This window comes from Pantoea sp. Fr+CA_20 (genome assembly GCF_024520835.1).
In the GTDB taxonomy this organism is placed as follows: domain Bacteria; phylum Pseudomonadota; class Gammaproteobacteria; order Enterobacterales; family Enterobacteriaceae; genus Pantoea; species Pantoea allii.
This window is the reverse complement of the sequence record NZ_JALNPN010000034.1, coordinates 1-26,411: the sequence shown is the minus strand read 5'-3', so window position 1 is coordinate 26,411 and position 26,411 is coordinate 1. Positions and strand designations below refer to the sequence as shown.

Sequence of the window (26,411 nt, the reverse complement as noted above, 5' to 3'; positions counted from 1 at the left end):
TAATCCGAGTTCTTCGTTTCATGGCAACGTCCCCCTTGATTAAGGATAGCGTTGCATCGACCCATTGAACTCACAGCGAAAATCGGACATAGTGCTGAACTTAAATAATTATCCCTTACTAATCTTTGCGAAAAAGGCCGTTAACCCTGACCAGTAAAGACAAGGCAAAATCACGCATCCGGTCATTCAGTCGCGTCTGGTCAAGATATGATATCCTCTAGGATACTTACAGCATTGAAAGGTGAGTCCGGATGGAAAAGACCTTCACTCCTGAACAAATTGACATTATCAATCGTGTTGTCTTCAACCATATAGATAAAATGACTGAGGAAGTGGCTAACATAGTTGAAAAAACAGAGAAAGCCGCGCACCAGCAACTATCAGATCACGGTATAAATATGGCAGATTTTTATCCTGCCAATCAGCTATTTCTAATGATGACAATCGTACAAACATTGATAGACCGGGTGCATGGTGGGGACATGGCTCTTGCTCAAAAAATGATAACTATGGAAGCGAAAAGACTGAATGTCAGCGTCAGTGTCAAGGCTGTTAAATCAGGCGGACGGGCTTGAACGATTAAATTGCTAATCATGTCCGCTTCTGGCACAAAGCGGACATGATGTTCACATCCCCATTACGACGGATCGCGCTGAATGCTAAGTTCATAAACGACGCAGGGCACATCATAATGCTGTTCTGTTGCTTTGTACGTCATGCCTAATCGCTGCATCACTCGCTGAGAGGGCGCATTTTCAGGGTCGGCAACAGCCACTAAATATGTTGCGCCCATCTGCTCTGCTGCGAAATCAATAATCGCTTTAGCCGCTTCTGTTGCATAGCCTTTGCCATTGTGTTCCGGGACAAGCCGCCAGCCAATCTCTAAGGGTGCACCTTCAACGTTTGCCAGGTACTGGAGGCATGCTGCTCCAACAATGGCACCGGAAGCCTTCTCTTTGATAGCCCACCACGAAAATCCATATTTCTGCCATCGGGCCTGAACTCGCCTGATATTTTCCCACGTCTCTTCTGGTGTTTTAACAATACCGTTGCTGATATACCGCATCACGCCGGCATCGCTTTCCATTACCCTTAAGCCTTCGTAGTGTGAGTCATCATAGGGTTCAAGCCTTAAACGCGCAGTTTCTAAATTCATCTGACACTCCTTTTACCTGAAGGCATTACTTTTGCTGAACTTTTCAACCTAAATCACCATAGCACGATGTAAGCAGCGTCCGCTTCTGGCACCCAGGCGAACATCTGCACAGAACTGTATCCGCGATGAACCCGTTGCGGTGATGATATTAACAGCAGATTACGGCCCTTTTAGCGTGGAGGGTCGGCTGTGAGGTCGGCACCGGCGTCGGGCTCTGAAAAAAGAATGCCTGGTAGCACTTGTGTCAAAAAATCATAAGGACAAGTACTCCCCTCTATGCGAATACGTATCATAATCCCTTCGTAACTGTGAATAACCAGCTTTGCCGCGCTTTCCGGCGTCATCCCTGGCGAAAGCGTCTGAGCATCATTAAACACGGTAATCAGATCGCGTTCCCAACAGGCAAAAATTGCCCGCAGCTTTTGCCGAATCTTTTCACTGTGTACGGCCCCCGTCTGTCCAATAATCCCTGCCAGACAGCCCGCGACTTCAGGTTCACGCTCAATATACACGCTGTGCCCGTTTAGCCAGCTGATGAGACGCAGGCGGGGATGCAGGGAGCGGTTCAGTAACGTCTCTGCCCGGAGTGCGTCAAACGTCTCGATATAAGCGTCAAGTGCGGCGCAGGCAAACTCTTCCTTACTCGGAAAGAGATTATAAAACGATCCTTTAGGCATACCTGCCTCACTCAGAATCGTTGTTATCCCTCCCCCTTCGTACCCTTCTCTCATGAAAACCCGTATACCGGCACTCAAAAGACGTTTGCGCGTATCATTCTTTGCCATAATAATTAGACCGCTCTACTTATTTTGTCAGACTATAAGGGATAAGGATAAACGATGCCACCGATAAAGACCGCCAGCAGACACGCGTTGGGACTGATTATGGTGTTTCTTTCGGCCATCATGTGGAGCTCCGCAGGCTTCTTCGTGAGGATGCTCGATATGAACACGTGGGCGATGGTTGCATGGCGCTCGCTGTTTGCTTTTCTGTCGCTGGTTCTTCTGCTCATGGGGAGCGGCTATCTGCGCCGCTTTTCATTCCGTCATGATGTGGGCTTAAAAGGCCTGATAACCGCCACTGTTATGGCGATTTCCATGTTTTGCTATGTCGCAGCGCTGAAACTCACCAGCGTCGCAGGCGTGATGACCGTTTATGCAACAATTCCCTTTTTTGCGATGGGGCTGGGCTGGCTGATACAGAAGAAGGAAATTACAAAACGTGCGCTTATTTCCGCAGCAGTGAGCCTCACAGGGGTGATTGTTATGGCGGCCTCTGCCTCAGGGAAAGGCGATATGGCGGGTAACACACTGGCTCTGGTGATGACCGCCGGGTTTGCCGCCAGCATAGTGATGTCAGGAAAGTGGCCAGAAATGAACCTGCCGGCTGTTACGGCTCTCGCATGTGCCCTCTGTGGTGTCTTCTGTTTTGCGATGATGCCACAAGACCTTCCCCTTCCCGGTTTGCATGACATCTTATGGTTGTTCGCTTTTGCGCTGGCGACACAAAGTATGAGCTATCTGCTGTTCATGGCAGGAAGCCGATATGTTAACCCCGCTGAGGCCAGCCTGATTGCACAAACAGATATCCTCCTGGGGCCTTTGTGGGTCTGGATATTCTTCAATGAATTACCAACCAACAATACACTCCTGGGTGGGGGAATCACCTTTGTTGCGGTAACGGGTTATCTGGCAGCGGAGTATTACCTGAAAAGAAAATCAGCCCGGAATAACTGAGGGCTTGCACCGCTCAAAAGCAAACCCGATGCTGAACACATCACAGCATTGACAACCTCCGCGACTGGCCCAGAACGCGCTGCGTGCAGGCTGAACAATGATGCCTGCTATAAGCCAACAGCGGATATCTGCTGTTTTCCGGCGGCATACAGAGGATGGGCGTTCAGTGATTATGAATGCCTGCCTTATGCATCCCTTTTCCTCCCTGCAACGCTTTCACCTGGACGTCAGCTCGTATTCAGTTGCCGACACAGGCTGCCACCATGAAACAGATGAAACTGTCGGCGTAAGCAGATGCGTTTTGATGGAAACCTCCCCGCCTTGCGCAAAGGCATAGTGGTCGAGGTAAAACGTGTCGACAGCGACGTCATGGGCCATGCGGTACAACCGCACAAATTACACATTTACAAATTTAAATGTATAAATATAATGCCCACCTTTGTTTCTTCTCACAGGATAGTTGTTATGACGTCTCTTTTCGCGCCCCTGACGCTGGGTGATCTCACATTACGTAACCGCATTGCGCTCCCTCCCCTGACCCGTTGCCGCAGCGAGCAGCCGGGCAACGTCCCCGGCACGATGATGGTGGACTACTATCGCCAGCGCGCCAGTGCCGGTTTTATTGTGACCGAAGGGACACAAATTGAGCCTCGCGGACAGGGTTATGCCTGGACGCCGGGCATCCACAGCGAAGCACAAATCGCCGGATGGCGAAACGTCACCGATGCCGTTCATGCCGAGGGCGGAACCCTCTTTTGCCAGCTCTGGCACGTGGGACGTGTCTCGCACAATGAACTGCAGCCCGGGAAACAGCCGCCTGTTGCCCCTTCAGCTGTTGCCGCCAGCGGCGTACGGGTATTTATCGAAACCGGGCCTGGTGCCGGTGTGCTGACGGACCCCAGCCTGCCGCGCGCGTTGACGACCTCTGAAGTGAAAGAGATTGTGGCGATGTACCGTACGGCGGCGGAGAATGCCAAAAAAGCCGGTTTCGACGGTGTCGAACTGCATGCGGCCAACGGTTATCTGATCAATCAGTTTATTTCTGAACACACCAACTTCCGCACCGATGAATATGGTGGTTCGCTGGACAACCGCCTGCGCTTCCTGCGCGAAATCATCGAGGCGGTGAGTTCAGTGTTTGGCAGTCACCGAGTCGGGGTACGTTTCGCGCCGCTGTTCTCAAGCACAGAGGAAGAGCGCGTTTATCTGGGGCTGGTTGAAAGCGATCCCCATGCCACTTACCTTCGTGCTGCCGAGATGCTGAACGCGCTCGAAACAGGCTATCTGTCTATCGCCGAAGCGGACTGGGACAACAGCCCGGAACTGCCCGAACGTTTTCGTATTGCGCTGCGCGAAACCTTCCGTTCACCCATTATGTATTCCGGTCGTTACACCAAGGAAAAAGCCGAACGCATGCTGGAAAAGGGATGGGGCGACCTGTTTGGTTTCGGACGTACGTTTATCGCTAACCCGGATTTACCGACACGTTTTAAAATGGGCTATCCGCTGAACGAGGTGGATGCTGGCTCGCTGTATGGTGGAAGCGAGAAAGGCTATACTGACTATCCTTTTTATCCTGCTTGAGGTTCGAAGACGGCATGACACCCGAAAATGCCATTAAATTACTGGCCAATCCAACGCGGGTTGCGGTGCTCAAATGGCTTAAAAACCCTGACGAAGCCTTTGCTGACTATGCTCAGCTCTATCCCTTCGATCAGTACGGTGTCTGTGCCAGTCTCATTCAGGACAAGGCGGGCCTCTCACAGCCCGCGACATCCTTGTGTCTGAAAGCGCTGCATGATGCCGGTCTGCTTGAGGCCAGTAAGGTGGGAAAATGGACCTACTATCGCCGGCGCGAACAGGCGGTGTACGAGATGAATGAGGCAATCATCAGATCTCTCCAGCAGCTGTAGGCCGTTCCTCCGAGAGGATGGCCTCTTTTAAAGCCGGGCATCAGCTATCAAAATCACCAGCAAAGGCTACTGTCTGCTTCTGGCACCAGACAGACAGTAGCCTGATCACTGTCCAGCATGCGCAACATGCGAGCCATGCTCATTTTACCAGGTCGCCCTGACGTGTAGTCCTTGCGACCTCGCCTGAGGTCGGTTTTCAGGCCGCGAAAGTCAATAAACTCACCCAATCTACGGCTTTTTCAGCCCTGTTAAACAGGGTGAGTCCAGACTTTTTATAGTAGAGATTTCAGCACTCTACCCACACCGAACCGGCGTCGGCTGAACGTACACAGTTTTCCACCCATCTGACGCCCGCCTGGCCCGCATGCACATCGGGATACCAGAAATTGTCCAGGAAGGCATCGTCACCGCGATCGGTAGCATCCATCGCCAGCGCAAAACGTCTGTAGAGATTCGACCATGCTTCGAAAAGTCCTTCCGGATGTCCCCCGCCTATGCGGTCATCTTCACGGGCAACTGGATGAAGATAGTCCATGCCTCTCTCCAGAATGCGTACCGGCTCACCCTGAATTTCGAAGCGGAGCTGGTTCGGCTGCTCATCCCACCACTCAATACTGGCTCTGGAACCGACGATTCGGACTTTCTGTCCATGCATTGAGCCGCAGTTAACGGCCGAGGCCCACAGACTTCCTACCGCACCATTCTCGTATTCCATCAGAACAAACGCGTTGTCTTCAAGAGGAGCACGGCTTTTCACAAAACTCTGGCGCGAGCAAAGCAGCCGCCTGATTTTCATGGCAGGTGCCATGGTTTCAGCGATACATAATGGATGGGTCGCCAGGTCACCCAAAACGTAACTGGGCCCGACAAAGCGTGGGTTAACGCGCCAACTGGTACTGGCGTTATTCTGTTCAACCGATTCGTTGTGAAAACCGTGTGCAAACTGCATGTTGATAATGCGGATGTCACCCAGTAATCCCTCCGCAATCATTTCCCTGGCCTGATGGATAAGCTGATGACCGGTATAACCATAAGTCACGCCGACGATCTTCTTTTTCTCCCGGCTCAGTGTCGACAGATGCTCCGCCTCTTCGACCGTAAAACACAGCGGCTTCTCACAGATCACATGCAGACCGGCCTCAAGGGCTGCGCAGCAGACGGCAAAGTGGGTGTTGTTCGGTGTGGCGATCGAGACGGCCTGAATACCATCATCGCGTTTTGCTTCTGATGCAAACAGGGTTTGATAGTCGGCATAGCACCGGTCCGGGCTAAGGCCCAGTGCTTCACCAAACGCGCGTCCCCGTGCAGCATCAATATCAAAGGCCCCGGCAACCAAAGTGAAGGTGTTATCGCGTAGCGCCGATGAGCGGTGAATGTAACCGATTTGGCTGGTTCCGCCACCGCCTACCATGCCCCACCGCAGTGATTTTTCGAGCGGTTTAATACCGTTAATCATGATTTTCTCCTCAGAAACCGACTGAATGCAGATACTGCAGACTTGCCGTGACGTCACGCAGGCTGGTATCCGCATCACGCGGGTCCCTTTCCTGTTCAATGGTTATCCAGCCCTGATAATGCCGCTGGCGCAGAAAGGCGTGGACTTGTGGATAGCCGATGGCGCCGCGGCCAAGTGGGCACATAACGCCCTGCGCACAGGCGGTGAAAAAATCCAGGCCTTCGTTGATGGCACGACGCCAGACAACCTCGTTGACGTCCTTGAAGTGAAGATAATCAATGCGGTCCCAGTAACGATCCAGCGCAGCAACCGGGTCCATGCCCGCGTAATACAGATGGCCGGTATCCAGGCACAACCCGGCTACAGTATGGGGAATATCCTGGACCAGCTTTTCCAGCTCATCGGCAAACTCAATGCAACCACCCGCATGGGGATGAATGACCGGCCTGACACCATATTCTTTCCAGGCAATCTCACTCAAAACAGTGATGTGTCTGATCATTCTCTGCCAGTCACTATCCTTAAGCCGTGGGGCTTTTTCTGACTGGCCGGCGGTGGCGGCACGTTCAGGATCACCGAAGTCAATAATCACAAGATAAGGTGCAGGTTTATCCTGAGCGACAGGCTCGCCTTTTTGGTAAAGGGCACTCAGGTTGTGACAGATTTTGTGAGTCAGCGCGATCATTGCCGGGAAGTTCTCTTCACTCACCAAATCGTCGAAAAGGGTGCCCGCCACGACGGTCAGCTGAAACCCGTCAAGCGCCGATTTCAGCGCATCTGGCTGGACTGGCAAATATCCCCACGGCCCCAGTTCCAGGCTTTTGTAACCCGCAAGCCGGGCCTCTTTGAGGACATTCTGCCAGGGGGGAAGAAAGGGATTCTTCGGATCGTCCACGCCCCAGCTACAGGGCGCAGTTGCGATGGACATGGTCATGATTTTTCTCCTGATGCGGCAACACTGATGAACACAGACAGGCCAGACGGCAAGCGCCTGACTCACTGCGCGCAGTATTGCGCCGGTTTTTTATTACCGGCAATCATTCGGAGTGAGTTATTTGATAGCGATCATGATTTTTTTATATCATTATTTTGATAGTTTTAACTCAAATCCAGACAGCACAAGCCTTTGCCTGATGGCCAGGGGATTTAGATATTTTCCGGGGTGATGAGATCGAAAGGCAGTGTCACGTAGACAGGATTGCGATCGGTTTCCTGATGCCTGCTGATAAAAAGTGAGACGATCTTTTCAGCCACTGCATCGATACGGTGACGTAGCATGATTTCGACATGGGCTTCGATGAGCGCCATCTCATCACCGATAAACGGGCCATGACAGAGTATTTTTATATCCTGCCGCTTACTCTCGACGATGGCCTTAATTACGCCCTCAATGCCACCGCATGGCGCATAGATCATCGTAATCATGGGATTATTTTTTAGCAGCTGAGAGGCAGCTGAATAGCCCCCATTGATACTTTCGAGCGTCTGTAAAGGCTCCAGAACCACGACATCTTTTCTGTTTTCACGCAGATACGAACGGAAGCTTATTTCACAGCTTTCCTGACAGTTAAAACGGTGGTCACCAAGCAGAACGCCAATCACACTGTCTTTTTCAGCCATGCGTTCGGTAAACCATCCCGCCGTGCGCCCTGCTTTAAGGTTATCCAGCCCTATATAGCCAGCCTGGCCGCAGGGAGACAGATCGGAAAACAACGTGAAAATTTGCACGCCTGAAGCGGAAAGCTGCTTAATGGTATGCCGTATAAGAGGATGATCGAGCGCAACAACGCCAATAATATCAACGCGTTTTGCCAGTGACTCAAGAGAGGATACTACTTTCTCAATATCATGAATATCCGCCCACAGAAACACGGGTTCCGTTGTCAGTTTTCCCTGTGCACAGCGACTGATTTCGTCCGAAAGCACCTGATAAAAAGAATAATCATTGGGAAGAAGAATGAAGCCGGTGCGCACAGCACTTTTGACCGCCGTGGCTTCATGGGTCATCACCTTGCGGAGGTCTTCCCGGTAGCCGAGCGCATCAGCAGCACGCAGAACCCGATCCCGGGTTTCCTGCCTGACCGAGGCTCTGTTGTTTAACACACGATCAACCGTAGCGACGCCGACACCCGCCGCTCTGGCCACAGCTGACATAGATATTTTTTTCATTGCGCCGCCTGGAATGATAGATTTCTATCATTTTAAACACAGAAACCGTGCAGCGGCAAAATACTTGATCGCATTCTGCTGTCTCATCAGGTTTTTTATGAGATTGCTCTCTCAAAAACCTGCGCCCGAAACCCTGAGCTTTTCATCTTCATCACGTCGCCTCTCATCAATCCATAAAAGGCTGCCGGGCCTTGTTCAGCACGATGCCCCAGAGACCTGCAATCTGTACCTTGCTGTCAGTTCACTTCTGGCACAAAGCGGAGATGTGCATCAGGTCAATGCTTGCCGTTGTTCTGTCGCAGATAACGGGGTTGCTGACGCCGCGGCGTGTACCCAGCAGGGCGCAAGCTCCGTGCTGAATAAACCTTCACACGGAGATAACCCGGTTAGCGCAAACGCTTTCAGGATGGGCTAGCGCAACACGTGGCTTTCAAGAGCGGTCAGGATGGTGGCTTCCATTTTTTCCGGGGTAGCGATCGGTGCAAAACGCTTGAGCGGTTTGCCGTCGCGTCCAATCAGAAACTTAGTGAAGTTCCATTTGATCCGCCCGCCCAGCACACCGGGCAATTCAGCTTTCAGGTAACGAAACACCGGATGCGTTGCGGCGCCGTTGACCTCCACTTTCTCAAACATCGGGAAGCTCACACCATAATTGATGTGACAAGTCTGGGCGATGTCATCGGCACCGCCGGGTTCCTGCTTACCAAACTGGTTGCAGGGAAAACCCAGTATCATCAGTCCCTGGTCGGCGTACTTCCGGTAGAGCGCTTCCAGGCCGGCGTATTGTGGCGTGAAGCCACAGTGGCTGGCGGTATTAACCACCAGCACCAGCTTGCCTGCGTAATCACTCATAGAAATGCGTTCGCCACGCAGGCTGATGGCATGAAGTTGATAAAAAGGGGTCATCGCGTCATCCTCAAAGTAAAACCCGGTCTGTGGCGGCATTGCTACGCATCGCACTGGGCCAGATAGTGTGGCGCAGGGCCAGCAGGCTTACATCTGTTCAGCACTCATGACTTTGCCGCAGAACGTCGTTCCATGATGTTTTTCGCATAAAGTTCTATACCGATGTGATGTTCATGACTGACTTGCGCAATGAATGTCTGCAGGCATTCTGGCGTTGAGTGAAGCGTGTTCGCAATAAGGTCATCGAAATCGTGCGGGGTAAAGCGGTCATAGCCCTTTAACGTCGAACGCTGAAGCAGCGTATGTGCCGTAATTTCGAGAACGGCGCGTCGGTAATCATCGGACAGCAGGACATCAAGATCGTCCTGGCTAATCTCAAAGGCAAATTCATAGGTGATAAAACCGGAATCGACAGGGAGGGAGTAGATCAACGTATCCCCTTTCTGTTCGACATAGGGTTCATATCCGTCACCCATGAGGTGGACTGACTGCATATCACGCTCCTTCTTTTTCCAGCCATTCAAGAGTACAAATTCACCAAACGCGCTGGTTGCCGCTGCGGGCGAATGTACGCCATTCGCCCAAAGCCACCGACATCACGCGCCGGTTCAATGAAGCGATGACGCAGACATGGCCCGCTTAGCCGCTATGACCAGGCTGACCATGCCGATCAGCCCTGACAGAAACGGAGCCGGTTGCCAAAGGGATCATGCACTTCCATCACGCGCCCCCAGTCCTGCTCAACAATGTCCGGGCGACCGTAGCCGTACTTTTTCTCATGCAGCTCATCCCGGAATACCTGAATATTCTGCACAGGAATAAATACCGTTGCGCCAGGGCTGGCATCGCCATGATGCTCAGAGAGGTGCAACTGTAAGCCGTTTCTGACTATCCCCATATACAAGGGCAAACCGGGTTCGAAACGGTGTTCGAATTCGGCACTGAAAGACAGAAAATCCAGATAGAATTCTCGCGCCTTGCGCTCATCAAAAATTCTTAATATCGGGATGGTTTTACTGAAAGAAACGGCCGAAGGCGGGATTTGCGCGGGCAATGTGGCGGATGCCGTATTCCAGTCTCTGAAACCCAACTGATGTGCCACTGTTTCCAGGGCGGCTGAGTGAGAAAGCGTGAGGTCACGCTGCGCCAGAGAAGATTTGAGTTTTGTCGCCATTTGTTTGGCTTGTTCGATAGATAACATGGATTCTCCTGTCGTCAAGGCTCGATGGCGCTCGCATTACCCTGCCCCGACTCTCAAGAGTTGTTAGCTATTTGATATCAGGAAACACCATGCTTTCACCTTATCCTTGCGGACGCGAGCGGCAGGCAGCATTGGCCTTGGGTGACAGTATAGCGCAACGGCGTAAGACGCAAGTTCGGGTCCTTCTGTAAAGTGTGCAGCATCTGGCGTGCCATTAACGGTTTGCCTTAGCCGCGCGAGGGTTGCCATCAATAAGAAACCGGCGCACTGCCCGCGTTTGCAGACAGCCGCGCTGCGTCAACGAGCAGTTGAAGCGATCACATGGCCAGGCCAGGCAAACGATAAAGACTGGCTGGCGCAGCGCGTTTATAACCGCTGCGCCAGCGCTGCCTTAACGAGAGGTGGACAGGGTTTGCAGGACTTTCAGCTCGGCCACCGCTTCCTGCATGGCATCCATGCCCGCAGTTAAGGTGCGCAGACTATCCAGCTGCTTTGCCATACCTGCCCGTTCATGCCGGGTGCGATCACTCATCACCGCAATCGCATCGGCAGCGTGAATGCTCCGGTCAGCCATATCCGTGGCGGTTTGTACAGTGTTTGTCGCAACGTCGCGAATGCGTGAAATCGTACTCACTGCATCGTTGATATTGCTTGCCGTGGCTTCCGCCTGCTCTTTGGAGGACTGCGCCAGACGACGCACTTCTCCGGCAACCACGGCAAATCCCCTGCCCGCTTCGCCCGCCCGTGCGGCTTCCACCGCCGCATTGAGCGCCAGAATATTGGTCTGGAAAGCGATATTGCTGATGCCATGCGTAATAACGTTGATGCCATTGGAAATCGCTTCCAGATCGTCCAGCCCCTCGCCCAGGCGACTCTGCGCCTGCTGGCTCTCTTTGGCGATATCGCTGATGGCGCGGATGCTGCTTTCGGCCATCGTCAGTGCTTCGCCCTGGCTCTGGGTTGCCGCCTCAAGCACCGGCAGCGCCTGCACGATGGGCGCTAACTCCTGCTGATAGTTCACCACGCGGGCCAGCACGCCCGACTGCACTCGGTTGAGCGCCTCCCAGCGACGCAACGCGCGCTGAGCGTAATGCGCGGCATAGCTCGCATATTCCACTGGAAATTGCGCCATGGCATTGACGCTGTGATTAAAGAACACCAGCGCAGAGAGCGTCTGGTTGATCGGCACGCCAAGAATCTCACCAAAGCTGGAGAAGCCTGCGGCAGGAATCCCTTTAAAGAAATGCGCATCGTGCAGCTTATCGGCATTGCCTGCGCGACGCAGTATGCAGTCGTTCATCAGAACAGCCGCCGGTTTGCCGTGACGCTGGGTAAACGCCTGCCAGTCACGCTGCGTGGCCTGTTTAAAATCGGTCTCGCGCATTAAATAAAGCCGATCGCCAAACTCCAGATCGCAGAAAAACTGCACACTCTGGCTGTCCATCTTCGCCACTGAGCGAATAAAAAACACCTCGCCCACCTTAACGGCAAATGTCAGCCCTTTCAGCTTCTCGGTTAGCTGCTGTTCGTTGCAGCCGAGATGTTCGGCCAGTGCCTGGGTGAAAGGCTGCTGCTGCCCCTGCGGGTTGAACACCGAGGTCAAAGTACGCTTAACGGGATCGGCTTCCGCAATGAGCCAGCTTTTATTCAGCGGCTCAAAGTTCTGACTCTTGAAGGGCGAAAAAGATTTACCCGCTGCCATCTGGCAGAAAACGATAACGGCTTTGCCCTGCAGCACCCGACCACCCACGCCAATCCATGTGCCGTCAAAGGTTGCGCGTCCGCCTGCGGAGCCACCAATCGCCAGGCACGGAAAACGGCCGGTGTTATACCAGGCCTGCATCAAAAATCCTTCCGATGCTGACAGACCGTCACAGTAAATCATGGCAAAGGTGCGGTCAGCAGAGAGCGGCATGCGCAGCTTCAGCGCAGCCAGTTCATGTTGAATGGCGCTGATGCGATCGCTTGCCGTGTGGGTGTCATGAAGATGCAGATCGACGATGTGCGTTTCATGCTCCGCAATCAGATTGCGCGGTAGCCAAAGCCAACTGCCTTCCTGCCCTTCACCTTTGCAGTAAGTGGTCTGCTTACCGCTGGCGCTGAGTGCGCCGTTCGAAGAGAGCGTAATGACGGTCAGATCCGCCGATGTAAAACGTTGCCATACCTGACTGACCTTCTGAAAATCTGCCTCTGGCGGCACAAACGTCAGCAAAATACCCGCAGCACGATTGCTGAGGCCTGCTGCAGAGAGCGATGTTGGTAAGCTTTCACAGTTGAAAATCCCGTCGGCGGGCTGAGCGGCCCCTGCAAAACGGGAACCGGTTAAGCTTCTGGTCATTGTCTTGATGACAGACATAGTGTTATTTCCGTTGTTATTAAAAGGAATGCACGTACTGGTGTTGTAAAAAAAGAGGGCTACATGCCGATCCGTTCGCGATCGGTATTCGTGAGCCCTCCTCGGCACTAAAAATGAGCCGAGCAAGCGTTATCGACTCATGCGGCCATAGCTTCAGCGATTGCTGTGATTATTATTTTCGATAGGTGTAAACGGGGGCATTGGGAAGGATGTCTGCTGACAGTCAGAAGCAGACAGCGGCTTAAGAAATGCTCTGACAGGCTTTACATGCAGGGATTGAGAGGAGGCTCGGAAAGGCAGCCGCCATTTCATCTTTTAATTGCGACTGTTGGTTGTGAGCGGTGCGCGTTTTAACCGGATTTATCTCGCTTAAAGTAATGTTTTTGCGGTTGCTAAAGCCTCTTCTTTTGAGGGGACCATCAATAAAGGATAGCCCCAAAACTTTTCATATATCACGGCGAAAGGTCTGGCTGCCGTCCTTTTGACAATGTTTGGCTCAATCATTATGGAGGCTTTAACAAAGGTTCTTAATTCATTTTTGTGAGCTTTCATCCAGCGTGTTGTGAGCTTCATCTCATCGGCGGAATGTTCATGTTTGCTTTCAGTAAAACCTTCATCGTTAAGCAATACGAAGGGTGTCTTACGCGCCAGTAACGCTTCGAACTCACTAAACGGAGACGCAACCGGGTCCTTGCCCGAAGCATTCATGTTTATCCATACAATAGGAAAATGAGCATCATCAATTCGCATAGCAATAATCCTGTCAATCAGTTAATTAAATTTTTCAGAGCTGATGTCGCGCCGATAAACAGCCACGTCAGTGACGTGGCGCGCAGCACAGAAAGAAACCAAAACTCTTATTTAATAAAATTATCTAAATACCCCTTAGACTGCATTGCGAATGTTGGTCATAATGTTGTTTAAATCCGCCAAAAACGCTTCGCTCAACCTTAAGGCTGAATGTATGTCCCTGGGACCGTCGCTAAATTCTGTTGTTATGCCTGATATTGACAGCATTCCGCGCGCCGTTTTTGCCATGAGCGCATCCATGGTTTCACGCGGCTGGGAAAATAAAACACACCAACATCGTAAGTCGCAATTACTCTATTCCGTCCGGGGCGTGCTCAATTGTGAGGTAGACGAGGGGATGTGGATTGTTCCACCGCAATGTGCCGTGTGGATACCGGGCAACATGCCACATTCTGCACGTGGTTCTGGAAATACAGAATGCTATTGCCTGTTTATTGAACCCGAAGCGATGCCTGGGCTGCCGAAAACCTGCTGCACACTCTCAGTAAACCCACTCATGCGTGAATTATTGCTTAAAGCAGCGAGTTTACCGAGGCTCTATGCGACAGAGGGGCCTGAAAGCCGTTTGATAGCAACCCTACTTGATGAATTATCTATAGCGCCTGTAGAAGACCTGCATCTGCCAATGCCACGTGATCGAAGGCTGCGTCAGCTTGCTGAAATGATGCTGGCCGATCCCATTAACAAATCCTCTTTAAGCGAATGGGCTCATCGCATTGGTATGAGTGAAAGAAGCATGAGCCGGCTGATGCTGCAGGAAGTCGGCATGAGTTATGGCCGTTGGCGTCGGCAGCTACATGTCATTCTTTCACTTCAGCGCCTAACCCGCGGTGAAAGCGTTCAGACCGTGGCGCTGGAACTTGGCTATGAGAACGCCAGCGGATTTATCACCATGTTCCGAAAAGCAGTCGGCAAGCCGCCAGCACGCTACCTTTTTGAAAGAACAGAGAAATTTGCAGCAGGTGTTATGCCTGGCAAAATTTATCTGGATTAAACGCACAGCCTGATCCGTCATCCCTTGCTCGTTCAGTTCGCCCAGACAACAGACGTTCCCCCCCTTTTCTTGACGGATTGTTCCGCCTGGGGGTTGTTGTTTATCACACTTCATTCATACCCAGTGGCATGACGCCCTGGCGGAAAAAAGCCGGCCTTTAACCGTCGTTGACGCCAAGAAACATTCAGGTGTTTCTCTGATTTCGTTGTAGCGATATTGCCGGTGAAGGCGACATCAACCACATCATTTCTGACGTTAAGTCTGGATTCCCCCCCGCTGAAAAGAAAAACTCGTCACTTTTGGCTGAAATGAAAAATTTTATGTCTGGGTTTCGCTATCGAAAAAATCATTCTCGCTATTAAATGAGAATGATTTTTATTTGTGTTGGATGTTTTACGACTGAAACGTTATGAATCCGCGTGCTGAACAGCGATAACGGCTGCGTTCCCACCGATGCGCAGCCTGAGTGGCGTTGCCTGACAACAGGGTCACAGAAGGCGCAGATGCCGCTGTTCGGGGCCGGTTTACCGTCATGGAAAGCAGACTTCTTTTTTAGAAAGTGGCGCGCGCGGGCCTGGCGCTTATTCGTTTCAGTCAAATGTATTTTATTCAAACCCTACGAGTGCATACAGACATGAAAGTACGAAGAGTCCTTGTTCCACGTTACTGTGCGGTCATCATTAGCGCATTAATGAGTTCACTGTCATTTCCCGCCCTGTCAGCAGACAGCGACGGGGCTTCACCTAAGCAGGATACACTTACGGTAACAAGCGATGGGCAGAGTAACGCTGCAGAAAATGCCTGGGGACCAGTAGGTTCCGTGGTGGCAAAACGAAGTGCGACAGCCACTAAAACAGATACGCCACTCCGTAAAACCCCCCAGTCAATTACCGTTGTCACGCGTGAAGAAATGGATTTGCTCGGCCCACAGACACTGAAAGATGCTTTTCGTTATTCAGCCGATGTGATGGTTGACAGTCGCGGTTCAGTAAGCGGGTTTAATTCAGTTAATATCCGGGGGTTCAGCCAGGTCGGCGATAATATTTATCTTGATGGACTCAAACTGCAGAGTGACAGTTTCACTTCATTCCAGGTCGATCCTTATATGCTGGAACGCGCTGAATTGCTGCGTGGTCCTGCCTCTGTCCTGTATGGCCTGAGTGACCCCAGCGGCATTATTGCATTGGTCAGCAAGCGTCCGACACCGGAAACCCTTCGCGAAGTGCAGTTTAAAGCAGGCAACCATAATCTTTTCCAGACCGGTTTTGATTTTGGCGGCGCGGTTGATGACGACAATAAGTTAACTTACCGACTGACAGGCGTGGCCAGCGATCAGGATCAGCAACAGACGGGTGAAAAAGCCAAGCGTTATTCTATCGCGCCGTCCTTCACATGGCGTCCCAGCGACAAAACCCAGTTTACTTTTTTAAGCAGTTTTCTCGATGAACCCGATACAGGATGGTTTGGCTACCTGCCTAAAGAAGGAACGGTAACCAGTGGCGCGGGTGGAAAATTACCCACCAGTTTTAACGATGGTGAACCGGGCTATAATAAAATTTCCCGTAAACAGAAGTTAGTCGGCTATGCCTTCGACCATCAAATCAATGACAGTTGGACAATACGACAGAACCTGCGCTACGGAACGGTAGATATGGATTACCGAACAATCTTTGGAAGCCAGATTTCCCCCTTTGATCCGTCGCAACTGACCCGAGGTGCGCTTAAGGCTAAAGAGCATTTGTCGACCTTCGCTGTTGATACTCAGGCGCAACATACGTTTTCCACCTATGAGGTAGACCACACGTTGCTTATGGGCGTGGATTACCGGCGCACGCGTAATGATGTATGGCAGGCGCTGGGTATAGCGTCCAGTCTGAATCTGGTCAATCCTGTATATGGTAATACGGCGGTGCAGTATTTCGGTTACCGGGATCAGGTCGATCATCTGCAACAGACGGGCCTGTACTTGCAGGATCAGGCGGAATGGAATCACTGGGTATTCACACTGGGTGGGCGTTATGACTGGTCTGAAGTAGACAGCGTCAATCGTCTTACTAACAATACCTCCGCCGGACAGGATGATAATGAATTTACATGGCGTGGAGGCCTGAACTACCTGTTTGATAACGGTATTTCACCCTACATTAGCTACAGTGAATCCTTCCTGCCAACCGCGGGATCAGACTATACAGGTAAAATGTTCCAGGCATCTCGCGCCAAACAATATGAAGCCGGGATAAAATATATTCCTGACAATCAATTGATTTCCGCAACCTTGTCGGTATTTCAGTTAACAAAAGATAAAAATCTGAGTTCAGATCCTGAGCATATTTTATATTCAATACAAAATGGCGAGCAACGCTCCCGAGGTATTGAGCTTGAGACAAAAGCAGCGCTGACAGAAAATGTCGATATTATCGGCAGCTATTCCTACACGGATGCAGAATATACCAAAGATACGTTGTATCAAGGTAATCGTCCTGCTGAAATTCCAAAAAATATGGCGGCATTATGGGGAAACTATACTTTCCATGAAACGTCTCTTAGCGGATTGACGGTAGGATTAGGCAGTCGGTATATCGGGTCTACGGAAGGTGATAACGCAAACTCCTTTAAAGTGAAGCCCTACACGATCTGGAATGCCGTCATACAGTATGATTTGGGCAGATTCAGTATGCCGGGTTCAACCATAGGGCTGAACGTTAACAATCTCTTTGATAAGAATTACGTCGCAGGATGCTACGCCACAACAGCGTGTTTTTACGGCGCGGAGCGACAGATTACCGCAACCGCTACGCTCAGGTTCTAGAGCGCACGTCCTGGAGTACATTTTTTCCGCCATCACACAGGGTTAATATTGTCCGCTTGTCGCTCATGGCGGACAGTTTTCCTGGCTCAGTCTGTTTTGTGCAGAAGCGGACGTTAATCAATAAGCGTCCATGTTATATGGACGCAATAGATGAGATCTGTCAGCAAAAGCGTGAGGCTATGCGGAACGCACTGGAAGCTGGCGATAAATATCAATGAATTCCTGGACCATTTCCCGGACTAACATCGAATTCATAATATGATCCTGTGCATGAACCAGGACCAGATTTACCTGAACTTTGCCGCATCCCTCGTCCATACCAATAAGCATTGTTTGTACGTCGTGAGCCCGCTTAGATGCGGCAAAAGATTCATTCATTTGCGCTTCGACCTCATGCCAGTCACCCTTTTTTGCAGCGCTAAGGGCCTGCATGGCACAGCTACGGGACTCACCTGCATTGATGATGAGTTCCATTACCGTTGATTCCATATCCATTTGCTACCTCAATTCTGTTATTGCTGATGATTACCGTTCGTTATTCAAAAAGAGCCAGTGCATCATTGAGGATTTTCTCTCCGCGCATCATGCCGTAATCCATGCTATTGATTACCGCTATTTTTTTTCCCGCTGATATGGCTTTAGCCTGAAACTCCTCAAATTTATACTTGATCTGTGGTCCCAGAAGACAACAGTCATACAGAGCCAGAGTCCGATCAAAATCTTCCATCGAAACCGCAACGATATCGACTTCGATGTTGTTCTTTTCTGCAGCCTGTTTCATTTTTTTCATCACCATGCTGGTAGACATACCGGCAGCACAACATAAAAAGATACGTTTCAAGTTAACTCCCTATTTTTTACAATCGAGATTTTCACTGAACCAGTGAAATAATCCCCAGAATATGTTCAATTCAATAGTGCAACTGACCTGCAATTCGTTTTTATCACGGGAATGATCCGGCATTACCCGTAGTTATTTTTTGTCCTTCAAATGGGTATCCAAAAAATTAATGATGATCTTGGTTATCTCAGGCTGATACCACATCAAACCAGCATGGTCGGCCCCCGCGACGATATAACGCGTTGAATCACGTCCATGTGCAATAAGCGCCTCATGCAAAATACCTGTCTGGCCTGGCGACACCACATTGTCGGCATCGCCGTGCATCAGTAAAAATGGCGGGGTTTTGTCGGAGATATAGGTTATGGGATTTGCCGCTTTAGCCTTGCCTGGGTTAGAAAGAATAGACCCTCCGCCCTGCCACGGAATGCCGTTGACCAGCATTGCTTCCGGAATAGCGGGAGACTTGTGCGCCTCTATAATTTCATCAGAAAAATCTTTCCCGACCGTGGTGAGATCAGATAAGCCATACAGATCAATCGCTGCCTGCACATCGCTGCTTTGCCCGGAATATTCGGTCGTATCGAACGTCTTGATACCGTTAGTGGTGGCGACCATTGCAGCCAGATAGCCGCCGGCTGACTCACCCATCACGGCTATCCGGGAAGGGTCAATACCCAGTTTGTCAGCATTGGTGCGTAAGAACCTGACGGCCGTTTTAGCATCTTCAAGCAGGCCTGGAAAGACCATTGTCGGGACTACCCGGTAGTTTATGCTGGCCACCACATAACCCGCCCGTGAAATATCGACACGTTGGCCAATGAACTTTGATTTTGGTGCATCAATAAATCCCCCACCGGTGATAAATACCACTGCAGGAAGCGGTTTTGGGGAATAAGGCTTAAGAACGTCCATTGACAGTTGCAGGGGCCTGCCCATGGTATTCTGTGTAAATGAGTAAGTAATATCAGGGATCATTTCAACAGCCAGTGCATTTGGCGTTAATTTGATATTTTTACTTTCTGCTACCTGACCGGCTGCGGAAACAGATAAGGTAAAGAATGCGGTCAATGCGACAATTGATTTTCTATACATTTTTCACTCCTGAATAGCGTTAAAGACAGACACCGTCAGAACCAGACTTCCATGCGATAGCCCACTCGCCATTCAGATGCTTTCGGCAACAGGGTCACTTCACGATCTCCCCCGGCGTAGGTCAATGTCAGACTGGCAAGTGGTGCGATATAAGGGAGCACGTCCAGTTGTAGAGCCGGACCTACTGAAATTTTGTAGGCATTGCCATTAGCACCGGCGACCCCATTCTTGTTTCTGGTATTGTTTACAATAAATTCATAGAGCATTGAAATGTTCTGATGATGAAGGTTTTGTTTTACCGTTACGCCACCAAAAATCCCCGTTTCATTTTCGTAGCCATAAATCATATCGCCACCAGAATAAGCCAGGTCGGGTATAACCGTGGTTCGGTCTGCAGACTTATCACGTTTGGTATATTCATATATAAAAGCGGGATTTACGGTAAAATCTTCAAATTGTGAAATGCTTCCATCGACAGTAAATCTGACAGATGAATCCCCTTTCTCACTGAGTACACTTATTCGGCTGGTATTCAGGTATTGCGCTATAACGCCTTTACCATACTGAATTTGTAGTGAGGATTGACCTTTAATCAGGCCCAGGTAGTTTGGCATAGTGTATTTAGCTGAGAAACTTGTGGCCTGCTGTACACCGGTACCAAGTGGGTTATCCAGTTCTTTGACATAAGTAATGCCCCACTCTGTTAATCCGAGCCGATAAGTGAGGTCGAAAATCCGGCGTGAACCTTCTGCGGCCATCGGCGCGCCAGAGCTTGACCAGTCAATCTGAGCGGTCCCTACAGCAAAATCAAAATTTTTACTGCTATAACCTATTCCTGAATCAATGTGAACTTCTTTAGTATTATAGGCAAACACATTGATCCGCTCGTCCAGATAGCGGCGGCCCGCCCAGATATTCGACTCCTCTGGCAGGAAATTCAGTCCACCAAATCTCCCATAGTTTTGTGCAGTTTCAAGAGCTTTATCTCCGTACCCTACAACCTGATAAGTGTAATCAGCCCACTGTTCAGGCGCGCCGATCCCTGTCCATTTCTTGGTAACGGCAAGAGACGTATAATAATCGTGCCAAAAGCTGTTACCGAGATCCCCCATTTTTCCTCGCGGGTCCTGATTCGGGCCAGTGGGATCTGCATGAAGTGTCATGTTTTTGGGTCTGTTGTATTCGCTCTGAAAATCGCCGGCAACCATTCCATAGCCATTTAATTGAAACGAGCCATCCTCAGAAATATTTGCAGAATAGCTTTCATTTATACAACTACAAAACAGCAATAAATAAAGCGTTATTTTATTTAAACACATTATTATAGCTCCACTGGTAATGGTAGGGTAATTTTTTTAATAAGAAAAGAAATCACAACCATTATATTTGACCGCCAATGTAGAGTTATAACCAGGCTTGTGTTTTTGTATGTCGAATTTTGCATTTAATATTAAATTTAAAAAAAGCCAGACAAAAATGCCTGACTTTTCCGAACAGGAAAAGAGCGTTAGTTAAAACTATTGCGATATTCCTTGATACTCATGCCGTATTTATTCTTGAATATTTTATAGCAGTGAGTGGCATTTTCATAACCGGACATGTTGATTGCGTCAATTATTGAATAATTTGTGTTTTTTAGTAAATGCGTTAGGATATCCAACCTTTTTTCAATAAGGAGTTCACTAAAGTTCTTTCCGGTGAAGTCTTTGAGTAATTTGCTTACCTTATAATTCGGCTGATTTAACCTTCGAGAAATGTCGTTAAGTGTCGCAACTTTATAATTTTCATCAATATATCTGAGGACAGATGTTGATATCGAATTATTGTAAGTTCCATTAATGTGATAGTCACTACACTCAATATTTGCAAGTAATTCAGTCAGCAACAAACCCACTAAAAAATTAACGCGCACCTCTCTAAGTTTATTTGCGCTATAAATCTCAGTAATGATGATATGCATAATGTTCTGGATAGAATCTATTTCACCCACTTTGAAATGAATATGTTCCCCATAACGACGCTTACCATTTATTGACGCGAGAATGAAATCCGATATCAGGTTATCTTCATCAAACAACGACATTAATTTGCCAAAAAACTCCGTTTTGATGATGAAGTTGATGATGATGTCGTTATGGCCGGCAGAATCAATTTCGTGTTTAGCAAACTGGTTGAGGAGCATAATTTCCCCTTCCTGTAATGTCATGGGCAGGCCATTGACATTTTGACGCATACTTCCTTGATAGATATAGATGAGTTCTATAAAATCATGTGAATGCAAGGAAACTTTTGTGAAACGAGTCTGTTTTTCAATATAAATATAGTTATCTTTAAAAAACCTACGCTCCATGCGGTTCTTAAACTTATGACTCAGCTGATAGTTAGTACGTAAAATCTCAAGTTCTCTCTCTGTATATGCTAACAGACTGTCATGTATTTCATGATTGAGCATAAAACACCTACATGGAGCTTTTAATTAATGAAGCGTTCAGGTCAGTAACACGCTGACCTCACCAGCATTTCGTATATCAAAATATTGATTAATACCATCGGAATGCTGAGGTTCATGGATGTTACCCGTGACATTATACTCTTCTGAGATAACCAGTACGCATTTTTTTAAATTAAATGGAATATTGATCACTATTTCAATACCTTTTGTAAGACGTTGCCATTTGCAAGAAATGTATCCTCTGACAGTGTGATGTGTACAGTCAACGAACTGTAATGAATCCAAAAATGCAGGTTGTATTCTTACAGAATCACTACCTCTTGCATTATCCTCAATGATAATGCCTCCTGGCCCTTGAGTCATCCAGCTAGTATAAGAACTGAACATCGCATGATTGCATGAGCCATTCTTGTTATCACCAAAAAATTCTTTCAGGGTAGTATCCTCATCATGAAGCATACTTTTGAATCCCCCACAGGCGTGAAGCCATTTCATGATTACTTCATTTTCATCATAATGGCGGAGAACTTCATACAGGAAGCTTTGACCAAAAATCCCGCAGGTTACCAGGTAATTATTATCGCGGATAGCATTAGCCAGATCACTGGCTAATTTTTTGGGGTTATCACTTAATTCCATATAGAGTGCAAAAACATAGCTTGTCTGACTTTTATCTGCAAAGCTGTCATCAGCATTTCGAAAATCAGCAATAATACGATCCCTGATTTCAAGTGTTTGTTTCGCATAAAATTCAGACTTACCGTTCAGTTTAAGAATAGTGCTGAATTTATGGAGTAACTTTACATGCAGATAATAGATACATGCGGTCGTGAAATTGCGAGCGGGAGAACCTGACTTATAGTCAACGGCACCAGAATCTCGACTCCCCCAATCCCCGAGGCAGCAGTCGAGAAGCCCTTCATACCCGACACTGTTAAGGTGTTCAAGCTGACGCTCCAGGAATGGAAAAAACGCACGTGCGAGATCCAGCGTTCCATAGTGCTGGTAATGAATGTTAAGCAAAAAGGGAACAACAAGCTGCCATCCCAAAGGGCCGGCTGTTTCCCCGGTTCCGTTTGTTTTAATTCCCACAAACGGTGCCGTTTCGGGAAAACCACCATTTTTCCGCGTGTCGTTGATAAAGTCTGAAAGGGTTTTTTCGTACATCTTTGCAGAATTAAACTGATAAACCTGAGATTTTGCCAGAGCAACGATGTCCCCACCATACGCGAACCGCTCCCGCGCGCAATCACTGAACAAGGAGTGAATATTGTTTAGTTTGGTATTACGCGCAATCTCATACAGCCGGTTTAAATACAAGTCTGAGCAAAGAAAATCGCCGGCGCTTTCGAGTTTGCTGTATGTTTTGTGCGCCATAATGCAGAGTAACTGATCCAGGTTCATTCCACTCACTTTCACATAGCGAAAAGAATGATAGGTATACTTATTAACCAGATAATTGATGCCACTTCGACAAATGAGCTGGTCGATTTGCTCTGCACGACCGGGGGATGACTCTCCACCATTTATAATAATGCCGGGCGCTACCTCTTTTCCAATGAAGCCCGCCAGCGTTGACCCGGTATTCAACATGTAATCATCGTCGAGACACTCAGCATATGTCAGAGTGATAACTTGTCCTTCGGAGGCGCTCACCGAAAGGTCAATAAGCCCTGAAAGGGTTTCCCCAAAATCTACGATGAATTCTGATTCATTCAGAACATGGATTTCTTTAAAGTCCAGACACTTAATTTTTTCTATCTTGGGGATATAACTGGACACCATCTGCCCCTGTGGCCCTTTCGCCAGGAGGACGTTATTCCATCTGGGTGATACCAGTTCTGTGGTATTGCGACCACTGAACAATCGGGAGTCTAAGGTTTCGCCCAGGTAGATATTGTTGGTAAAATATGCGCCTTCAGTGCATTCCCATGTCTCATCCGTCGATAGACGTACTGACAGTCCCTCACCCTGTATAAAAATATCAGCGATTGCCTGAGTCACCCCTGAACATAACATGTCGCGAAGATTATACTTCCCGAATAGTTTCATTTCGGAGGGAGCATACCATCCATTTCCCAGTTCAATGATTAAAGTATTGCTACCCGTTTTTAAGTAATCTTTTATCTCATAGGTATCGTAATAGACGGTTTTCGAGTAATTAGTCCAGTCGGTATTAAGTTCATTCCTTGATACTTTACCCCCATTTATATATAGATTATAGAATCCAAGGCCAGCAATGTTTATTACAGCCCTGTCGATTGCATTTTGGATAGGGAAACATTTCCTGAGAACCGTGTTTCGCGTACTGCTATCTTCTGGTTTATCTTTGTTGTTCTGAAAAGGTTTTGCTATCCAGTTGCCGTGGAAGTTACCCAGATTACCCGTAATGAATGAATTACTCAGTGAAACCATACTACCAGCACTGTTACATGAATTAATCTTCACAGTATATGTGCCGTATTCACTCAACTCAAAACCAGTTAAAAGGAGATCTGTGCTATCGCCAACCCCAGTAAGTTCATGCACCACGGAATCGTCTTTTAAAATTGTTACATGGTACGATGTTTGTATATGCTTAACGCTCCAGTGACATGCAACAGGGAGTCTGTCGACAACAATTCGACTGGTCTGATAATTAATTTGCAACATTTAACCCACCGTGGCGTAGTGTATTTCTCATGGTCAACTTCCAGATTTTGATTATCTATCTCGCACAGATTTCATCCGTTTCTTCTTTACAGGCTAACGCATCAGCTATCTTGAAGAAGAAGTACCAGGCTGAAAATCTTACAAACAACCCAATAAACTGGAATGCCGCTATTTTCCAGCTACCCTGCATGAATCCTGAGATTATGATAGGCATCCCCGCAGGCGTGCTGACGCCAGCGACCCTCGGCAATATTCCAGTTACAGTTAGATAATATGCGATGCCCAACATAATCCCGTTGATAAGGATGTAGGGAATAGCTAAAGCAAAGTTCATGACCAAAGGTACACCGTAGGCCATGGGTTCACCAATTGTGAATACCGCGGGAGGAAGGGCTATTTTACCTAAAGTTTTATATCGACTACTCTTTGCAAAAAAAGCCAACATAATCGCTAATGGTAATAAATCACCCGCAACACCATAGGTCATAAAGAATGCAAACCCGGTGATATTAGGTAATTCAATGCCTGCAGCATACGCAGCCAGCTGCTGTGCATCCATAGCAAACCATATAGGCGCTACAATGCCTAGTGTTATGGCGTGACCGTGAAGACCAAAGAACCAGAGTAACTGAGCAAGCACTGCAACAAAAATAATAGATCCAATGCCTGATCCAAGAGATGTGAGTGGCGACTGGATGAGTTTATAGATGATTTGATGGATGCTACCATAACCATTAATCGTTATAACCGCAGATATAACAGTAAATGTTGTCAGGATTACAATACCAGGAATGAGCGATGAAAAGGATTTTGATATAAAGTCCGGGACATTCTCTGGCATTTTAATAATTAATCCCTTTCGGGTGATACCTGTAAAAATACGGGTTGATACAATGGCAACCAAAATCCCCGTAAACAACCCCATGGCACCTAACCATTGGCTTGGAATTAAATATGATTGCCCCAGTGGACCGATCTCTCCAGGGTTATAGGGTGTAAGTATAAAGAATGAAATCATTGAAAGCAGACCGGCCATGAAGCTATCAACATTGAGGTTTTTAGCCAGCGTGTAAGCCACCGAAAATGAAACAATGACTGCCAGAAAGTTGTTGGTGAAATTGATAGGTATATCAAAAAACCTTACTAGTTCGTAGCGAACAAGAAAATCCTGGTAAGGCTGGAAAGGGAATACCTTAAGAAGCGTGGCGACGGAACTCATGATGGTTGCTGGTAACACGAGCATCATGCCGCTCATCACTGATTTCAGGTAGATATTTTGACCAACGCTTTGCATTAAACTTAATAGTTTTTCTTGCATGGCAGCTGTATTTATTGGCATGTGATATTCCATCAGTGTCTATTTTTAAGTGCGTTCAAAAACTTAAATGAGATTAAACTGTCCGGCCATCATAGTAATGGCATATTAAATTGCGAGGCATGTCGGCTGTTGTCATTTAGAATGACCTTTTTTGCGAAACGGAATATTTAGTGACACAAATCACAATACTATATTTATGACTTGAATTTCTGGCCACATTTTAAGCATGGCCTGAGAAATACAGCGGAGTTTCCCCTTCTGAACTCAACTATATGCGGCAGCGGGAAGAGGAATATCTGCGGCTAAAGAGTCTGGTGCCCCGGCAAGGCGATACTGCAGGATGTGCTGGCAAAAAAGAGCTGACGCTGGCACGACTGCGGGATTGGGTCAGGGATTTACAGGCCCGATACGGTGCCAGCGAAAGACAAATTTGAGTCCTAATGGGGATGTGAACACAATGTCTGCTTTGTGCTGTGAGTTCAATGGGTCGATGCAACGCTATCCTTAATCAAGGGGGACGTTGCCATGAAACGAAGAACTCGGATTA

At 48.5% G+C, this 26,411-nt stretch carries 22 protein-coding genes and 2 pseudogenes; 6 read left to right on the top strand and 18 right to left on the bottom strand.

Annotation, left to right across the window (positions count from 1 at the left end; translation table 11 throughout):
- The first annotated feature begins 251 nt into the window (after positions 1-251).
- Positions 252-575, top strand: a complete 324-nt coding sequence (locus NR177_RS23195; RefSeq protein ID WP_063879264.1) for a hypothetical protein — start codon at positions 252-254, stop codon at positions 573-575.
- Positions 576-637: 62 nt separating this feature from the next.
- Here NR177_RS23195 and NR177_RS23190 read toward each other — a convergent pair whose 3' ends face one another.
- Together NR177_RS23190 and NR177_RS23185 are read right to left on the bottom strand one after the other, a co-directional pair.
- Positions 638-1,156: a GNAT family N-acetyltransferase gene (locus NR177_RS23190; protein ID WP_256853772.1), complete on the bottom strand. Its 519-nt coding sequence runs from the start codon at positions 1,154-1,156 to the stop codon at positions 638-640.
- 170 nt (positions 1,157-1,326) lie between these two features.
- Complete coding sequence (locus NR177_RS23185; RefSeq protein ID WP_256853771.1) at positions 1,327-1,941, bottom strand: TetR/AcrR family transcriptional regulator; 615 nt, start codon at positions 1,939-1,941, stop codon at positions 1,327-1,329.
- Positions 1,942-1,995: 54 nt separating this feature from the next.
- Between NR177_RS23185 and NR177_RS23180 the strand changes: the two genes are divergently transcribed.
- The 3 genes from NR177_RS23180 (at position 1,996) to NR177_RS23170 (ending at position 4,805) form a co-directional block, all read left to right on the top strand.
- Positions 1,996-2,892, top strand: a complete 897-nt coding sequence (locus tag NR177_RS23180; protein ID WP_256853770.1) for a DMT family transporter — start codon at positions 1,996-1,998, stop codon at positions 2,890-2,892.
- Positions 2,893-3,357: 465 nt separating this feature from the next.
- A complete protein-coding gene (locus NR177_RS23175; protein WP_256853769.1) occupies positions 3,358-4,476 on the top strand; it encodes an alkene reductase in 1,119 nt (372 codons plus the stop codon).
- 14 nt (positions 4,477-4,490) lie between these two features.
- The gene (locus tag NR177_RS23170; protein ID WP_256853768.1) at positions 4,491-4,805 is read left to right on the top strand and encodes a helix-turn-helix transcriptional regulator; all 315 of its coding nucleotides are present in this window, start codon (positions 4,491-4,493) and stop codon (positions 4,803-4,805) included.
- Positions 4,806-5,091: 286 nt separating this feature from the next.
- Here the strand turns inward: NR177_RS23170 and NR177_RS23165 are convergent, their stop codons facing one another.
- From NR177_RS23165 to NR177_RS23130, 8 genes are all read right to left on the bottom strand, one after another.
- Positions 5,092-6,261 (bottom strand): Gfo/Idh/MocA family protein, encoded by a 1,170-nt coding sequence (locus NR177_RS23165; protein ID WP_256853767.1) that lies wholly within the window; start codon positions 6,259-6,261, stop codon positions 5,092-5,094.
- 10 nt (positions 6,262-6,271) lie between these two features.
- On the bottom strand, positions 6,272-7,195 hold the full coding sequence (locus NR177_RS23160; RefSeq protein WP_256853766.1) for a TIM barrel protein: 924 nt from the start codon (positions 7,193-7,195) through the stop codon (positions 6,272-6,274).
- Positions 7,196-7,407: 212 nt separating this feature from the next.
- Positions 7,408-8,430, bottom strand: a complete 1,023-nt coding sequence (locus NR177_RS23155) for a LacI family DNA-binding transcriptional regulator (protein WP_256853765.1) — start codon at positions 8,428-8,430, stop codon at positions 7,408-7,410.
- A 411-nt stretch (positions 8,431-8,841) separates the two neighbouring features.
- Positions 8,842-9,336 (bottom strand): glutathione peroxidase, encoded by a 495-nt coding sequence (locus NR177_RS23150; RefSeq protein ID WP_256853764.1) that lies wholly within the window; start codon positions 9,334-9,336, stop codon positions 8,842-8,844.
- Between the two features lie 104 nt (positions 9,337-9,440).
- Positions 9,441-9,830, bottom strand: a complete 390-nt coding sequence (locus NR177_RS23145) for a hypothetical protein (RefSeq protein WP_256853763.1) — start codon at positions 9,828-9,830, stop codon at positions 9,441-9,443.
- Between the two features lie 176 nt (positions 9,831-10,006).
- Complete coding sequence (locus NR177_RS23140; RefSeq protein WP_096012444.1) at positions 10,007-10,537, bottom strand: glyoxalase superfamily protein; 531 nt, start codon at positions 10,535-10,537, stop codon at positions 10,007-10,009.
- Between the two features lie 391 nt (positions 10,538-10,928).
- The gene (locus tag NR177_RS23135) at positions 10,929-12,893 is read right to left on the bottom strand and encodes a methyl-accepting chemotaxis protein (protein WP_096012443.1); all 1,965 of its coding nucleotides are present in this window, start codon (positions 12,891-12,893) and stop codon (positions 10,929-10,931) included.
- A gap of 369 nt (positions 12,894-13,262) precedes the next feature.
- A complete protein-coding gene (locus tag NR177_RS23130) occupies positions 13,263-13,643 on the bottom strand; it encodes a hypothetical protein (RefSeq protein ID WP_096012442.1) in 381 nt (126 codons plus the stop codon).
- 214 nt (positions 13,644-13,857) lie between these two features.
- Here NR177_RS23130 and NR177_RS23125 point away from each other — a divergent pair, with 214 nt between their 5' ends.
- Together NR177_RS23125 and fhuA are read left to right on the top strand one after the other, a co-directional pair.
- The gene (locus tag NR177_RS23125; RefSeq protein WP_063879250.1) at positions 13,858-14,697 is read left to right on the top strand and encodes a helix-turn-helix domain-containing protein; all 840 of its coding nucleotides are present in this window, start codon (positions 13,858-13,860) and stop codon (positions 14,695-14,697) included.
- A 634-nt stretch (positions 14,698-15,331) separates the two neighbouring features.
- Positions 15,332-17,506, top strand: a complete 2,175-nt coding sequence (gene fhuA / locus NR177_RS23120) for a ferrichrome porin FhuA (RefSeq protein ID WP_256853762.1) — start codon at positions 15,332-15,334, stop codon at positions 17,504-17,506.
- A gap of 177 nt (positions 17,507-17,683) precedes the next feature.
- Here the strand turns inward: fhuA and NR177_RS23115 are convergent, their stop codons facing one another.
- From NR177_RS23115 to NR177_RS23085, 8 genes and pseudogenes are all read right to left on the bottom strand, one after another.
- The gene (locus tag NR177_RS23115) at positions 17,684-18,001 is read right to left on the bottom strand and encodes a PTS lactose/cellobiose transporter subunit IIA (RefSeq protein ID WP_109716178.1); all 318 of its coding nucleotides are present in this window, start codon (positions 17,999-18,001) and stop codon (positions 17,684-17,686) included.
- 40 nt (positions 18,002-18,041) lie between these two features.
- Entirely contained in the window at positions 18,042-18,347 is a 306-nt protein-coding gene (locus tag NR177_RS23110; RefSeq protein WP_063879248.1) for a PTS sugar transporter subunit IIB, read from the bottom strand.
- A 132-nt stretch (positions 18,348-18,479) separates the two neighbouring features.
- On the bottom strand, positions 18,480-19,442 hold the full coding sequence (locus NR177_RS23105) for an alpha/beta hydrolase (RefSeq protein WP_145393399.1): 963 nt from the start codon (positions 19,440-19,442) through the stop codon (positions 18,480-18,482).
- Positions 19,443-19,477: 35 nt separating this feature from the next.
- Entirely contained in the window at positions 19,478-20,761 is a 1,284-nt protein-coding gene (locus NR177_RS23100) for a carbohydrate porin (RefSeq protein WP_256853761.1), read from the bottom strand.
- 188 nt (positions 20,762-20,949) lie between these two features.
- Positions 20,950-21,183: pseudogene (locus NR177_RS24085) on the bottom strand (helix-turn-helix domain-containing protein); the annotation flags it as partial.
- Between the two features lie 408 nt (positions 21,184-21,591).
- Positions 21,592-21,792 (bottom strand): annotated as a pseudogene (locus tag NR177_RS24080) (AraC family ligand binding domain-containing protein); the annotation flags it as partial.
- A 138-nt stretch (positions 21,793-21,930) separates the two neighbouring features.
- Complete coding sequence (locus tag NR177_RS23090; protein ID WP_256853759.1) at positions 21,931-24,546, bottom strand: family 78 glycoside hydrolase catalytic domain; 2,616 nt, start codon at positions 24,544-24,546, stop codon at positions 21,931-21,933.
- A gap of 55 nt (positions 24,547-24,601) precedes the next feature.
- Positions 24,602-25,840, bottom strand: coding sequence for a PTS sugar transporter subunit IIC (locus NR177_RS23085; RefSeq protein WP_256853773.1), 1,239 nt, complete (start codon positions 25,838-25,840; stop codon positions 24,602-24,604).
- Positions 25,841-26,411: the final 571 nt, after the last annotated feature.